The organism is Pseudomonas sp. PDM28, assembly GCF_019219115.1.
Taxonomy (GTDB): domain Bacteria; phylum Pseudomonadota; class Gammaproteobacteria; order Pseudomonadales; family Pseudomonadaceae; genus Aquipseudomonas; species Aquipseudomonas laurylsulfatiphila.
In genome coordinates, this window is the sequence record NZ_JAHUWG010000003.1 from 25149 (window position 1) to 39035 (window position 13887).

Sequence of the window (13887 nt, forward strand, 5' to 3'; positions counted from 1 at the left end):
CCCCATCACGGGGTTCGCTCACCCTATATTTGGGGCTGAACCACCCAGATCCTTGAGCTACGAAACAGCTTCTTGGCATCTGCCTTCTGTTAACCCTGGTTTCGCGATGTGAAAAAGGTCGTCACTGCCGCAAGTACCAGCAAGATAGCGCTTGCAAGAAATGTCATGCGATAACCGCTCCCGTCGAACAGCAGCCCGCCGAGGGTAGAGCCCAGCGCAATGGATAGCTGAATGACCGCCACCATCAGGCCGCCACCCGCTTCAGCATCCCCGGGCAACACCTTGGCCAACCACGACCACCACCCCACAGGTGCGGCTGTCGCGGCCAGGCCCCACAGCCCCAGCAATACAAAAGCTGCCACGACTCCGCCGCCAAGGACAATCAAGGAAAGTGCAATGGCGGCCATCAACAGTGGAATGCAGACCAGGACGCGGTACATGCCGACTTTCAGGAAAGTGCCGATCAGAATGTTTCCGACGACACCCGCCACACCGATGACCAGCAGGATCATCGACAACATGGAGACATCTACACCGGTGACGGTCTCCAGGAACGGGCGCAGATAGGTGAACAATACAAACTGCCCCATGAAGAAAGTGCCCACACTCAACATGCCGAAACTGACCAATGGGCTCTTGAACAATCGAAAGACATTGCCCGCGCCCGCTTTGCGCGGCGCCGCCTTCATGGCTGGCAGGCTGATCCACTGCCAGATCAACGCGATGATCGCTACCGGAACAAGGCAGAAAAAAGCCCCCCGCCAACCCATGACGCTGCCCAGATAGCTTCCCAGTGGTGCGGCCACTACGGTTGCCAAAGCATTGCCGCCGTTGAAGATTGCCAGAGCCTTGGGCACGCTACAGGACGGTACCAGGCGCATGGCCATTGCCGCCGACATCGACCAGAATCCGCCGATCACCACACCGATCAGCGCACGCCCCATCATGTACACCGTATAGTTTGGCGCCAGACCGACCACCAACCCCGACACACACATAATCCCGGTCAGTAGCAGCAACAGCGTCTTGCGGTCCATTGAGCCAGCAAGCCTGGAAATCGAAAGGCTTATCAGCACCGCGAAGGCGCCGGAGATGGCGATCCCATACCCGGCCAGTCCTTCACTGATTTGCAGATCCAATGCAATCGGTGTGAGCAAACTGACAGGCATGAACTCCGAGGCGATGAGTGCGAATACGCACAGTGTCATCGCAAAGATGCCACTCCAGTAAGCCTGCAGTTCCCCAGCCCCCGGCGTGCCGAGGGCATCACCAGCCGGGGAGTCGAATACTTGAGTCGTCATTAAAAACCTCTCATCAAATAGTGGTTGGCTGAAACACAGGTCTTTTAGCCAACCACCGTCAGATGCCGGGTAAAAAAGGCGGTGAGTCTGGTCCAGGGAATCAAGTTCACGCGGTCGTACAGATCGACGTGCCCCGCGCCGGGAACCCAGGCCAGTTCCTTAGGTTCGGCGGCACGTTGGTAGGCCTCCTCGCTGAACTCTCTGGAGTGCGCCCGATCGCCAGCGATGAACAGCAGCGGTCGCGGGGAAATCGTCTCGATATCGTTGAATGGATAGAAATTCACGAACCGGACCTCACTGGTCAAGGCGCGGTTTTGGGTCAGCTCCAACGTTCTGCCATGAGGGATATGGATACCGCGTGGCGTACGGTAGAAGTCCCAGAATTCACGTGTGACCGGGTCTGCATCTTTACCAGGCTGCACTGGCAAATAGTTGAGGAAATGCATTTGCCCGGTAGAGAACTCGCCGTAGCGTTGCTCGGCGGCTTTGACGAGCATGGCCTGGCGTTGCTCGGCAGTCACTGAGTGCCCCAGACCATGACGAGTGACAGCCCCCATGTCGTACATGCTGACAGTGGCCACGGCTTTCAAACGAGAATCCATCTTGGCCGCACTGATGGCAAAGCCACCGCTGCCACAGATACCCAGTACGCCAATACGCTTGCGATCAATGAAATCCCGCGTACCCAGGTAGTCAACTGCAGCGCTGAACGCGTCGGCGTACATTTCGGGGGCGACCTGGTTTCGAGGCAGGCCCTCACTCTCTCCCCAGAAAGGCAAGTCAATCGCGAGCGTGACGAAGCCTTGTTCCGCCAGCTTTTGTGCATAGAGCATGGAGCTTTGCTCTTTGACTGCGCCCATGGGATGACCGACGATAATTGCAGGCGCTTTAGCGTTTGCAGCCAGATTCTTGGGCGTTACAAGATTGCCCACAATTTGAAGATTGTATGAGTTCTTGAAGGTCACCTTTTGCACGGTGACCTTGGCGCTTTTGTAAAAGTTGTCGGCACCTTCCGGCGGGCTGCCTGCACTTTTTGAGTCAGCTGCAAAGGCGGGGCCGACTGCGCCCGAAAGGACGCCAAGAGCCGCAATGCTAACGCCGGTGGCCTTCACGAACTCACGTCGATCAAGCCCTCGAGGGAGCAAGGCTTCTGTAGCTTCAAGAAGGGTTAAAGGTGTCTCGCTCATCATCAGCACTCCGTTCCAGATAGGTGACAGAGCTTGACGGATTCGAGATATCTTGATTAGTAAGGATAATCTTCATGTGGTTTTGAGAAAAATTCAGCAATGGCCAATACCAAAGTCAACGATCTCCAGGCTTTTCTGGCGGTGGCACGCGACCAAAGCTTTACCAAGGCCGCCGCCAAACTGGGCGTTACGCCTTCTGCGCTGAGTCATACGATCCGGGCACTTGAACAAAGACTGGGGATACGGCTGCTGGCCCGCACGACGCGCAATGTGTCGCCCACAGAGGCGGGAGAAAGGTTGATGCGCTCGATCGCCCCGCTTTTTGACCAGATCACCGCCGAGCTTGAAGCGCTGGGCGAACTGCGGGACAAGCCCAGTGGCACGATTCGTATTTCCTGTACTGACGATCAGATTGAGTTGTGCATTCGGCCGATGCTTGCAAGCTTCCTGAAGAGCTACCCGGATATCACACTGGAGTTCTACGTCGACTATGGGTTCACCAACGTGGTCGAGGAGCGATTTGATGCGGGTATTCGCCTGGGCGAATCGATCAGCAAGGACATGATCGCCGTTCGCATAGGGCCGGATTGGCGGTTGGCAGTAGTGGGTTCTCCAGAATACTTCGAACGCAACCCGGCACCCACAACCCCCCATGAGTTGACCGGGCATGACTGCGTGAATATCCGACATAGACCATCAGGTGTGATCTACGCATGGGAATTTGAAAGAAATGGCCAGGCTTTTACAGTCAAGGCAGATGGACAACTTGTGTTCAACAGCATCATGCATGTTCTCAATGCCGCCGTTGATGGCGTTGGCCTGGCCTATGTACCAGAGGAATTGGTAGCACCGTATCTGGCCGACGGCCGACTCAAAGAAGTCTTGGCCGACTGGTGCCCTGAGTTTCAGGGCTACCATTTGTATTACCCCAACAGACGCCAGGCATCTCCCGCCTTTTCTGCGTTTGTGGAGGCGCTGAAATATAGAAGCTGAGCGCTCTGCATTCGACGCGCTGCTATCTGTCGCGAAGGGCTGCAGCCACCTGTGGGCTCAACCGGTCGATGAAACAAGCAGCCGATTCAGATTTCAAATACACACGGGGGCAATACTCGGTTTGATCTAGGCTTGAATGAGATCACTCGGGAGAAAAACACCATGTCCCTCTCTCTCAGAAATCCATTGGCCTTTGTTTTGGCGGTGTTCTTTTGCGCAGCCGCGCGCGGTGAAGGAACAGCAGACGCCTATCACCCACCGGCAATACTTCCCCTGGAATCCGAGACGGCGCCAAGACTCATTGCCGAGCCGCCGCTTGCCGAGCCTCTTGCCCGCGGAGTCGTCATTATCCAATACCGCACAGAGCACGCGAGGATCATGCCGGTATTTGGTAAAGCAGCGGCTGATGTATCACCCCGTCTCGGGCACCTTCACGTGACCGTCGACGACTGGAAAGGTACATGGGCGCACACCAGTGAAGACCCGATTATCCTGGTCGGACTGCCCCCCGGCACTCACCAGGTTCTTCTTGAAGTGGCCGACCCGACTCACAAGATCCTTACCAGTACGACAGTGCGTTTCATCGTTCCGGAAAAGAAACCAGCTGACGCCCCTCATTAGTCGCCACTTCGATTCCGTTGTCTGCTTGCCCCAACTGAAGAAGTTTGCCCCCAACATTGGCTGCCCCCCAGTCAATAGCGGGGGTTTGCTTCATGACCTACGCTCAGATACGGCAGTAAACCAGCTGGAGTCTCGACGTGTTCAATCGCTGATCAAGACATCCAGGGCAAAGATGATTTGGTCAGGAGCGACAAAGGATGAAACCGGAATATTCATGCATAAAATGGATCGCCATCGCTGCCACTTCGGTGGCGCTTGTATCAGGCTGTGCCAGCAAGAACGACCCCGTGGCCCAGGCCGAGAAAGCCGATGCAGCCAAAGGCATCGCCGCGCCCAGCCTCACGGAAACGAAGGCCATCGCCGAGGAAGCCTTCATTTACGGACTGCCGATCGTAATGAACTATGCGGTGATGTATGAGTACGCCGTGGACAAAAGCGGCCCGCAGTTCAAGGCCCCCTTCAACCAGATCAAGAACGAACCCCGTGTCTTCACTTACCAGGATACGGCCATCGTCACGCCCAACAGCGATACGCCCTATTCGTTCCTCTGGCTGGATCTGCGCGCCGAGCCCATGGTGCTCACAGTGCCCGCCGTGGAAAAGAAACGTTATTACTCGGTGCAACTGATCGACGGCAACACCTACAACTACGGCTACATCGGCAGCCGCACCACGGGGAACGGCCCGGGTAACTACATGGTGGTCGGGCCTGACTGGAAGGGCTCCACACCACCCGGCATCAGCAAAGTATTCCATTCGACAACGCCCTTCACGGTCGCTGGCTACCGAACCCAGCTCTTCAATCCCAAGGACATGCCGAATGTGGTCAAGGTGCAGTCCGGCTACAAAGCCCAACCGCTGTCGGCGTTTTTGAAACAACCGGCGGCGCCTGCATCGCCAGTTATCAATTTCCCTCCAAGCACCACTAAGGGGATCAAGGAGAACTTCTTCGAGTATCTTGATGCCGCGCTCCAGTATGTACCGCCAACACCGGAAGACCGGGAAATTCGGGCTCGAATCGCGAAAATCGGCATTGGACCGGGCAAGAGCTTCAAGCTCCAGGACCTCTCGCTCGAACACAAGGCCGCTGTCCTGCTGGGCATGAAGGAAGGTGACGAGAAGGTGGACAAGTGGTTGTCCGGCGGACTCAAGAACGTCAATGGCTGGGGCATCGGCTCGTACTTTGGCGACCGCCATTTCTACAATGGCGACTGGTTGAAGCGCGCGGCGGCGGCCAAAGGCGGTATTTACGGCAACGATGCCGTCGAAGCCACTTACCCCATCACCCGCACAACCGCGACCGGCGAGCCACTGGATGGCAGCAAGCATAACTACACACTCACCTTCCCGGCGGGGCAACTGCCTCCAGTGAACGCCTTCTGGTCGGTGACGATGTACGACGGCAAAACACAGCTCCTTATCAAGAACCCGATCGACCGCTATCTACTGAACTCGCCCATGCTGCCCGGCATGAAGAAGAATACCGACGGATCGCTGACCCTCTACATCCAACAGAAGTCGCCCGGCAAGGCGCTGGAAGGCAACTGGCTGCCCGCCCCCGACGGCCCGATTTACCTGGTGATGCGCCTCTATTGGCCCAAGGAGACGCCGCCTTCAGTCCTGCCGGCTGGCGAAGGCACCTGGAAGCCAGCAGGCATCGTGGTATCGAAATAGAACCCGCGCCAACTCGCGCAGATCCCCCGGCATTTGTCGGGGGTTTACCGTTCCAATACAAGCCTGTCTTCGCTGACAGGCAACAGGTGTGGGGCATTTATCCTGCCTTCCAGTCTGTTCACGAACGCCAGGGCTTCGGCATAGCTGCGAAACGTGACGCACCACGCGTTCATCCAGACATTCCAGTCTTGCGGTGTCCTCGCTTTTTCGATTTTTATCAGCATCCTGGCATCCCTCCTTTTTGCGGTTTAACCCAGTCTCGAACCTGGAAAACCGAAATGCGGCGTGTGAACTTTCGTCTGTGTGTCCCGGTTGAAGGTGTGGGGAGAACAGTACGCAAGGTGAGGAGGAGCAGATTCTGCAGATGCGGATTTGGCGGCGTTTGAAGCTTGCGTCAAAGCGAACGGCAGGACATGTCTTTGCTTACCTTCCTCAAGGCGCATTTAAAGCGGATGAAGGGGGGATTAGAAAATCAATAATCATCAAAAATGTATCTATAGGAGCCTTGGCGGGACTTGGAGGGACAGGCTGGGGGATGGTGGTCAGCCTGGATGTTGACGCATTCGATGCGGCTGCTCTTTTTTCACTGATGCCTACATCGAAAGCAAGTCGTGAGCAGAACCAGTCGCGCTCTATGGATGGTATTGTTCGTAAAGCCACGGCACACCCGAACCGCGCCATTTTCACGAATTCTCCAGCCCCTGGCTGATGCAGAAGGACGGCAAGCACTAGTGGAGTGATGCGTCCAGCCGAGCTGATGCTATGCGGAAGTAAGACCGGTGGTACCCGCGCGGTCTATGCTGACCTCAACTGACGGATCAACGCTCCATCACAAACAACCCGCCACTGAGCGAACTACTTGCAGCATGAATGATGGCATTCGGCCGTAGTGGTAGACTGGCAGCTCATCTAAGGAGGGTTGCGAATTGCGCGCACGTGGATTCGTTGTATGTATTCTCGCGGTTACCATGCTTCAGGGCTGCATGGAGAAAGACCTCACTCCGGAGCAGAAGGCTTACGTATCACGACTCGAGGCCGAACTGAGCCAGACTAAGCAGAGTATTGATGAGGCCGGTAAATCGGCGTCCGCGTACAGTGGCGGACTGATTAAAGATCTCATTTCGACTCGAGTCGAGATCCTCAAAATCAATCAGGCCTTGCTGGAGCAGCGCATCTTGGCTGTCCAGTCGCAAGGTAGTGTGAAAATAGAAACGACGGCCTCCAAGCCTGACGAAGAGGCGGCAAGTAAGCTCGCGACTGAAATCACCAAAACTAAGTCTGCCATAACCTCAGCGAAAGTCGAGGCAGCCCAATACAGCGGCGGGCTTATCCAAGCGCTGAAGCTCTCCACCATAGCGACGAGTGAGCAGACCCTCGCGATGCTAGAGCAGCAGTACCTAGTGGCAAAATATGGCTTAAATCCTATTCGTGCATCTGCACTTCCGTCATCTACGCTGAGCGCAGTTCCGACCACCTCGGCTTCCCCATCCCAGGCACCGGCAAAACCTGATCTTATGCCACCAGGATCTGGACCGCTTGGATTTGAGGCGGGCATAAATGGAGATGTCATTGAAAAAATGACAGGAGAAACCCCAAGGCTCGTCAAAGAATCTGAAAACCTTTACTTGATCGATAGGGCCCCCAAGCCTAACGATGCTTTTGAACAATATGGTCTGGTCATATCCCCAACAGTCGGCCTTTGCGTTGTTAGGGCGATAGGCAAGACAATCCAAACGAATGACTTCGGGCATCAGTTGCAAGCGGGCTATGACACCATGAAGGAAGCCCTGACCGCTATCTACGGAAAGCCAAAGACCTATGACTTTTTGATGCCGAGCAGCATTTGGAAAGACTCAAATGATTGGATGACTGGACTTTACAAGCAGGATCGAACTTTAGCTGCAGAATGGAAGGGGCCCGGTATCAAGAATTACATCAACAGCATTTCAATTGATGCACGAGCGCTTTCCAGGGATAAGGGCTACTTCGTAGTGGAGTACACCTTTAATAACAGCCCAGAATGCACTGCGGAGCTGAAAAAACAAACAAACGACTCGCTGTAATCCGCCAATGCGAAAAAGCCCGTCACTCGCGGGCTTTTTCATGCCATTCAGAAGGCCAAGTCAAACACCGACAGCGGCGCGCAGATCATGGCGAACTGGAAGAGCTGCCGACAGATCCGGAGTCTGGCGATCGCCAACGCGATTTTCGACTTCGCCTATCGATGGACGATCTACATCAGCGCCATGTGTCGAGACGAACGCGGCGTCGAGTACGTGAAGTCAGTGGAGATATCGCCGGAGGGAACCTACAAAGTGGAGCGCCTGACGGATGCCATCGAGCATTACTACCTGGAGCTGCGAAACAGCTGCAACCCGAATCACCTGGTTGCGTCCGGATGGGTTGCCATCCCTGCAGAGGTTTCGCTCGAAGAGGCTCAGGCCGCGAAGCTGTTCTACGCAGCCGGCGCCTGGCATCAGGTGAAGGTCGCAGCATGAAACGAATCAACAACCAGGTGCGCCAGCGCCGACGACAGACATGGCTGGATCTACCGGCCCACGGAATTGAAGAGGCGGATCATGGCAGCAACCCAGAAAGACCGGTCAGCCAAGACTGCGGCGAAGCGAAAGACTCGTGGCGAGGAAGAAATCCGGCTGCATTGCATGGCTGGCACCCGACAGGCACTGGCTGATCTGATGGCCTGGAGCGGCATCGAGGAACAGGGCGAGGCGATCACGCTGATGATTCATCATCTTCATGCATTAGGGCCTCAAAAGTCCGCACCGCTGCTGGCTCCGCCACGTCACGAAGTTACGATTAGCGAAAACGTGTCGCGGAAATTGGAACTCGCCTACAAGCGCGAAGAGCTGAGGATTTGCCGTGATTAACCTATCAAGCCATCAATCATTGCTCGCGCGTCATTGCTGACGTCGGTCTTGGCCTGTTCGCGATCAACCCAAATCCTGTCGCTGTACTCTCGCGGCGGAAGTCCTTCGATTTCGAGCCTTGCGGTAAAGCCGTTCGGATAACTATCAAAATAAATTGTGAATACGCGCCCTTTGTAAGCATCCCTGAAACTTCAATGAAGCATCGATCCTCCTCCTGTCCCGACCCCGTGCCGGCCAACCGTAATACCAAACCCAACCTCAAATTGCCACTATCGCATCCGGTCACGAGGAACGTCGCTGCTACTTACGAGAGCCGCCTTCAAAGCTGCCAGAAACAAATGGCCAACCCCCACGCTTTTTCTTTCCGGACTTCTCCATGGACTCTGCAATTCGCTCGCGCTCAAGCTTCTCGTAAAGCTTGGCTCGATACTCGACAGGTGTTGCTTCAAGCAACTCCGCAATCTCTTTGAACGGATTTCTCTGCTTCTGCCGTTCAGCTCTAGTAGGTCGTTTCTTGAAAGCCATGCTGCAACTCCTTTGCGTCATATCACTGCTCTGAACCTACCCACTTCAACGAATCACGCCAGCCGGCGCCTACTCAAAACCAGCCCGTACGACTGATCACGTTGATCAGGCGAATCACAGCCGCGAACAGGTTTATCCACTCAGTCAGTCGTTTCATGCGGTATCACTCAGACTTGTCGGTAACCAAAGGATGCGGCTCCTCACACCCGCTCGCAAACACCTTTGCAATTAGTTGGAACTGACCGTTTGTCACCACAATTGACCACACCCAGTGCCCGAGGATGCCTCATGGTCAATTTCCTCTGGCGCCTGGTCACCAAGCTGCTTGCACGTCCAGCCATCGCCAGCTGGCTCATCGCCCGCGAGAACAACATCAAGTTCCCGGGGCCGCCGTGAGAAAAATCAACAATCAGGTGCGTCAGCGCCGACGACAGACATGGCTGGATCTACCGGCCCACGGAATTGAAGAGGCAGATCATGGCCAAGAGTGGACAAGAGCGTTCGGCGAAGGCTAGCGAGAGGCGAATCCAGTACGACGAGAAGGAGATGCGGCACCGATTACGGCCCGGTACCCGGCAGAAGCTTGATGATCTGATGGCTTGGAACGGCATCGAGGAAATCAACGAGGCGGTTTAGAACCTGATTCTGAACGCTCATGCATTCGGGCCGACACTTTCATATCAGGCGATTCAAAGTCCGCGCCACAAAGTGCAGATAAGCGAAAACGTGGCGCGGATGTTTCGAGATGAGTGTTTGCGGGAGCTGCGCAAAGACCCGGGCGACGAGCACTTCGCATCCTAAGCGATCATTCCTGCAATCAGTTACCTCGACTGAGCTGCAAGTTCTGGGTCGTACATTCCGTGGTGCTAACAGTCCCCATGAAAGCATTCATCTTCACCGCACACTTCTCGATATTCAGACCATTACGTCCATCGCTCGAGATGTTGGTGACATATGGGCCCGCAGTTGTACAGCCGGCCAAAACAGCGAGCAGGCCAAGGGCAATGATATTGAGTTTCATATGAGTCCTTTCGAGCAGTGGCCTGAGCCAATTGGTTCGCCGAAAACGGCCTTGAGATTGAACTCAAAGCGTAGACCAACCCCAGAAACCCACACTCTTCCGCCGTCGCATCCGGTCACGGAAGACGGCGCCTGACCGGCCTTACCAGCTGCGCGTAACTCTTAAAATTTCAGCAACCTTCAGTCATTGAGAAATAGCGAAAGAGCTTGTAACCCAGCGGCACCAGCAGCTGCGATTGCTGCCCATGCGCTCAGGCGCGATTGCTTGCTCCAAGTGCGGATGAAATCAGTCTTGCCATCACTGAGAACTCCAATAGGAGAGCCGTCCTCATTCGTTCCTGGCTCATATGGAACGTGAGCTCGCGCTGACCAAATCCAAAGCCCGGCGGAAATCACCCCGGCAGCTCCTGATAACGCGACCACAACCGTTTTAAACGACATCTCATCTTCCTTTTTCAAACCGTCAAATATACCGGCGAGGATCCTCTATGTCCGCACAACAGAAGAAACCCCAGTTCATCCACGGCCAGTCAAGCATGGGCCTGCCCTTCCAGAAAGAACTGGTGGTGGACCTGTTCGCCGGCGGCGGCGGTGCAAGCACCGGAATTGCCCGGGCGTACCGGGAGCCGGACGTAGCGGTAAACCACAACCCGATTGCGCTGGCCGTGCACCGCGCCAATCACCCGGACATGCCGGAGATCCTCTATTCGATCGGCGAGTTCGTGCCGGTGGAAAGCCTGGTGCGCGGCCTCGGCTACAACGTGGAATGGCGCGAACGCATCGCGGCCAACGCTGGCACCCCTACGATCCGCAAACGCCTGTACCTGGTGGCGCGCAGCGACGGCAAGCCGATCGTTTGGCCAGCGCCGAAGCGCCACAAGGCCCCGACCGCAAAGCAACTGCCGTGGCGCACCGCAGCCGAGTGCATCGACTGGAGTAACCTGGGCCGCACAATCTTCCGTGACAAGCCGATGGCGGTGAACACCATGCGCCGAGTGGCCAAGGGTTGCTGGCGACATGTGCTGACCTGCGCGAAGCCGTTCATTGTCCCGATGCGCGGAACATCGGAAGCGCACACCAGCACCCACGGCGTCGACGAGGCACTATCGACCATCAGCGCCGGCGGTACACATCACGCACTGGTGCAACCTGTAGCTGCGCCGTTCCTCACCGAGTGCGCTAACGGCTCATCGCAGCGCAACTTCAGTGCGCTGGAGCCGCTGCGGACCCAGGTCGCACAAGTGAAGGGTGGCCACTTCGCGATGGCGGCGGCGAACATGGTGACATTGCGAAAAGGTTCGGTCGGCGCCGACGTTGCCGACCCGCTCGGCGTGGTGGCCACCAGCACAGGACACCATGCAATCTCGGCGGCATTCTTCGAACAGGCGAACGGAGGTTTCTACAAAGGCGACGGCCGATCAGCTTATGACCCGATCTCGACCATTTGCCAATCCAGAGCCAACCAGCGCCTGGTCAACACTTACCTGGTGAAGTACTACGGAAACGAGAGGGACGGCATTTCGCTCACTGAGCCGATGCACATCCTACCGACGAAGGACCGGATCGCCCTGGTCGAGGTCGTGCAGGTACCGGACACACTGACACCAGAACTGCTGGAAGGCGCTCGCCGCTGTGCCGCATTCATGCACGAACATCTGCCGGAACACTTCAAAGACCCGGCCGATTTGGTGATGGTCGGCGGTTATGTGCTGGTGGACATCACACTGCGCATGCTTCAGCCGCCTGAGTTGAAGGCAGCCCAGGGCTTCGACAAGGACTACATCATCGATCGAGGCCTGTTTGTCGACCCGGCAACCGGTGCCGAAGAATGGCGCGACATCAACAAGACGGACCAGGTCCGACTGATCGGCAATAGCGTTTGCCCGGATGAGGCTGAAGATCTGGTCGTCGCCAACGCCGCCGACATCATCGAGCTCTATCAGCGACTGGCCGCCTGATCAAAGCCCCCAGAAAACAGAAGCACCTGAGATCACTGGGAGCTGGTCTGGAAACGCTACACGCCTCCGCTCTAACCACCATCGAGTCTGCTCGACGTCAAAACGCCTTCCCTGCTGTGTAGCAATGAGGCTTCCCGACACACCAAAGTGCCCACAGTCTGGGCAATTGAGCTCTGTTCCATCCAGATCAGATTCAACCCTCTGCGACTCGATACCGCAAACCAAGCACTCCATACACACCTCCATTGGCTGATCGCTGAACTGTAGTTGATCCCTCACAACCCTTCACCGCCCGGGCATGCCCCGGCAGAGGACGCCCCATGCCCAAAGAAAACAAACTCGCCTTGAAGCGCCAGCGAGCCGAGCAGGTCAACCAAGTAATCCGGATCATCGCTGACCACGGCCGCCGGTTCTTCTACAGCAAGGCTGTGAATCGCTACGCCAGCATTGAAGTCGATAATCGCGGCAAGGTCTGGTTCATCGACGACTACAGCGGAAAGCGAGTCTTCACCCATGAAACGGTGTGGGGTGGCCGGTGGCGCGGCTTCACTCACGGCGGCACGCTAAAGGATGTGGTCAAGGCGTTCCGGGATTACATCTGCACCGGCGAGTCGCTGCACCCCGGCTAGCTCGGTCCTGAGCGTTTCAACGACAGCAACATCTGGGGTTACGACGAAGCAGGAATGAAAGCTGTGCGCGAGCAAGCCGGCGCACTTCCAGTGTTTCGCCAGCGACAGTGAATGCCCATGATCTGGTATCGATGGAGATTGCAGGATGAGTAAATTACTCTGCGTCTAAGTCCGCCCGGATGCGAGCAGCGATAGACGGTGCCCAATCCTGACCGGTAATTTGATACGTCGAACGCTTCTTGCTGACAATTCGAACCGAGTAGCTATCTGAGGATGGCGAGACAGGAGTGACGAACAAACCGATGACCTCCCCCCAAGTGGCCATCCCGGCGGGGGCTTCGGATTTAATGACGCCTGCGCTTTTGTTTACTTCAACAATCGCCAAGCCTGAACTCATAGCACTTACGGAGGACTTCCACACCTCGTTGTACGTTTTATTTCGTACTTCAACAGTCACCCCACTATCAGTGGGTTGAAGCCCGTCAATAGTAGAACAAGCAGCAACACCAAGGCACAACGCACCAACAGCTATAACCTTCAATACGGTTTTGATCATAAAGACCCCCCTAACCCTTAGATTGGGAACTCAAGAAGATTTGTAATATGCAATTCTTGGAAACGGTTTGACCCGATGCCGGCAACGGGCCAGAGCTTCGCATAATCCCCACAAAAGTACAGCCCTCCTCCCCCTTCCAAGTTAGCCGCTATAGCGACAAAGCGAGTATAGGGATCAAGCGCCGAACGTCGTCAACAGATCGAAGCCTTACTGTCCATTCATCGTCCTGAGCCGCCTTATAACTGTCGAATGCTCTTCGAAGCTCAGCATCTGAGTACCTCTTTGACAACACAGCCGACTTTCGGAAGTAAAAGAGCAACCAGCGTTCGTTAACGGTAAAAGCGAACGGGCAAACATGATCCTGATAAATGCCAACAGACATCAGTTCACCTTGAGGTTTGATTTTGACCTCGTAGCCGTTCAGGCATGAGGCGTAGCCAAGCAGCAAACAAAATGCCTCTCGTGCCTGCGGTGACTTGATCCGGCTGTAAAAGCCAGAAAGCCCTACCAGTTCCTGCGCCTCAGTTTTCATTTCG

16 protein-coding genes and 2 pseudogenes are annotated in these 13887 nt (G+C 55.8%); 10 read left to right on the plus strand and 8 right to left on the minus strand.

Annotated features, from left to right (window positions below; genetic code table 11):
• Positions 1-89: 89 nt before the first annotated feature.
• Both KW841_RS06440 and KW841_RS06445 read right to left on the minus strand, forming a co-directional pair.
• Entirely contained in the window at positions 90-1301 is a 1212-nt protein-coding gene (locus tag KW841_RS06440) for an MFS transporter (protein WP_218474653.1), read from the minus strand.
• Positions 1302-1345: 44 nt separating this feature from the next.
• The gene (locus KW841_RS06445; protein WP_218474655.1) at positions 1346-2491 is read right to left on the minus strand and encodes an alpha/beta hydrolase; all 1146 of its coding nucleotides are present in this window, start codon (positions 2489-2491) and stop codon (positions 1346-1348) included.
• Positions 2492-2587: 96 nt separating this feature from the next.
• Between KW841_RS06445 and KW841_RS06450 the strand changes: the two genes are divergently transcribed.
• The 3 genes from KW841_RS06450 to KW841_RS06460 all read left to right on the plus strand — a co-directional run bounded on the left by KW841_RS06450 (position 2588) and on the right by KW841_RS06460 (position 5775).
• Positions 2588-3481, plus strand: coding sequence for a LysR family transcriptional regulator (locus KW841_RS06450; protein WP_218474657.1), 894 nt, complete (start codon positions 2588-2590; stop codon positions 3479-3481).
• Between the two features lie 162 nt (positions 3482-3643).
• Complete coding sequence (locus KW841_RS06455) at positions 3644-4102, plus strand: DUF6130 family protein (protein WP_218474660.1); 459 nt, start codon at positions 3644-3646, stop codon at positions 4100-4102.
• Positions 4103-4299: 197 nt separating this feature from the next.
• Positions 4300-5775, plus strand: coding sequence for a DUF1254 domain-containing protein (locus KW841_RS06460; protein ID WP_218474662.1), 1476 nt, complete (start codon positions 4300-4302; stop codon positions 5773-5775).
• Between the two features lie 44 nt (positions 5776-5819).
• Here KW841_RS06460 and KW841_RS06465 read toward each other — a convergent pair whose 3' ends face one another.
• Entirely contained in the window at positions 5820-5999 is a 180-nt protein-coding gene (locus KW841_RS06465; RefSeq protein ID WP_218474664.1) for a hypothetical protein, read from the minus strand.
• Positions 6000-6139: 140 nt separating this feature from the next.
• On the opposite strand from KW841_RS06465, the gene KW841_RS06470 reads away from it, so the two are divergent.
• The 4 genes and pseudogenes from KW841_RS06470 (at position 6140) to KW841_RS06485 (ending at position 8663) form a co-directional block, all read left to right on the plus strand.
• Positions 6140-6484 (plus strand): hypothetical protein, encoded by a 345-nt coding sequence (locus KW841_RS06470; RefSeq protein ID WP_218474666.1) that lies wholly within the window; start codon positions 6140-6142, stop codon positions 6482-6484.
• Between the two features lie 217 nt (positions 6485-6701).
• On the plus strand, positions 6702-7838 hold the full coding sequence (locus tag KW841_RS06475) for a hypothetical protein (protein WP_256357726.1): 1137 nt from the start codon (positions 6702-6704) through the stop codon (positions 7836-7838).
• Between the two features lie 60 nt (positions 7839-7898).
• A pseudogene (locus KW841_RS06480) lies at positions 7899-8273 on the plus strand (hypothetical protein); the annotation flags it as partial.
• Positions 8274-8354: 81 nt separating this feature from the next.
• The gene (locus KW841_RS06485) at positions 8355-8663 is read left to right on the plus strand and encodes a hypothetical protein (protein ID WP_218474669.1); all 309 of its coding nucleotides are present in this window, start codon (positions 8355-8357) and stop codon (positions 8661-8663) included.
• Positions 8664-8963: 300 nt separating this feature from the next.
• Here KW841_RS06485 and KW841_RS06490 read toward each other — a convergent pair whose 3' ends face one another.
• Positions 8964-9188: a hypothetical protein gene (locus tag KW841_RS06490; RefSeq protein ID WP_218474671.1), complete on the minus strand. Its 225-nt coding sequence runs from the start codon at positions 9186-9188 to the stop codon at positions 8964-8966.
• 477 nt (positions 9189-9665) lie between these two features.
• Between KW841_RS06490 and KW841_RS06495 the strand changes: the two are divergent.
• A pseudogene (locus tag KW841_RS06495) lies at positions 9666-9989 on the plus strand (hypothetical protein).
• Positions 9990-10005: 16 nt separating this feature from the next.
• On the opposite strand, the gene KW841_RS06500 reads toward KW841_RS06495, so the two are convergent.
• Positions 10006-10209 (minus strand): hypothetical protein, encoded by a 204-nt coding sequence (locus tag KW841_RS06500; RefSeq protein WP_218474674.1) that lies wholly within the window; start codon positions 10207-10209, stop codon positions 10006-10008.
• 179 nt (positions 10210-10388) lie between these two features.
• The gene (locus KW841_RS06505) at positions 10389-10649 is read right to left on the minus strand and encodes a hypothetical protein (protein ID WP_218474676.1); all 261 of its coding nucleotides are present in this window, start codon (positions 10647-10649) and stop codon (positions 10389-10391) included.
• Between the two features lie 47 nt (positions 10650-10696).
• Here KW841_RS06505 and KW841_RS06510 point away from each other — a divergent pair, with 47 nt between their 5' ends.
• Positions 10697-12166: a DNA cytosine methyltransferase gene (locus KW841_RS06510; protein ID WP_218474679.1), complete on the plus strand. Its 1470-nt coding sequence runs from the start codon at positions 10697-10699 to the stop codon at positions 12164-12166.
• A gap of 320 nt (positions 12167-12486) precedes the next feature.
• A complete protein-coding gene (locus KW841_RS06515; protein ID WP_256357728.1) occupies positions 12487-12795 on the plus strand; it encodes a hypothetical protein in 309 nt (102 codons plus the stop codon).
• Between the two features lie 154 nt (positions 12796-12949).
• On the opposite strand, the gene KW841_RS06520 is transcribed toward KW841_RS06515, so the two are convergent.
• Positions 12950-13351, minus strand: coding sequence for a hypothetical protein (locus KW841_RS06520; RefSeq protein ID WP_218474681.1), 402 nt, complete (start codon positions 13349-13351; stop codon positions 12950-12952).
• A 148-nt stretch (positions 13352-13499) separates the two neighbouring features.
• Positions 13500-13883 carry a hypothetical protein gene (locus KW841_RS06525; RefSeq protein WP_218474683.1) on the minus strand — a complete coding sequence of 128 codons (384 nt, stop codon included), beginning with the start codon at positions 13881-13883 and terminating at the stop codon, positions 13500-13502.
• Positions 13884-13887 lie beyond the last annotated feature (4 nt).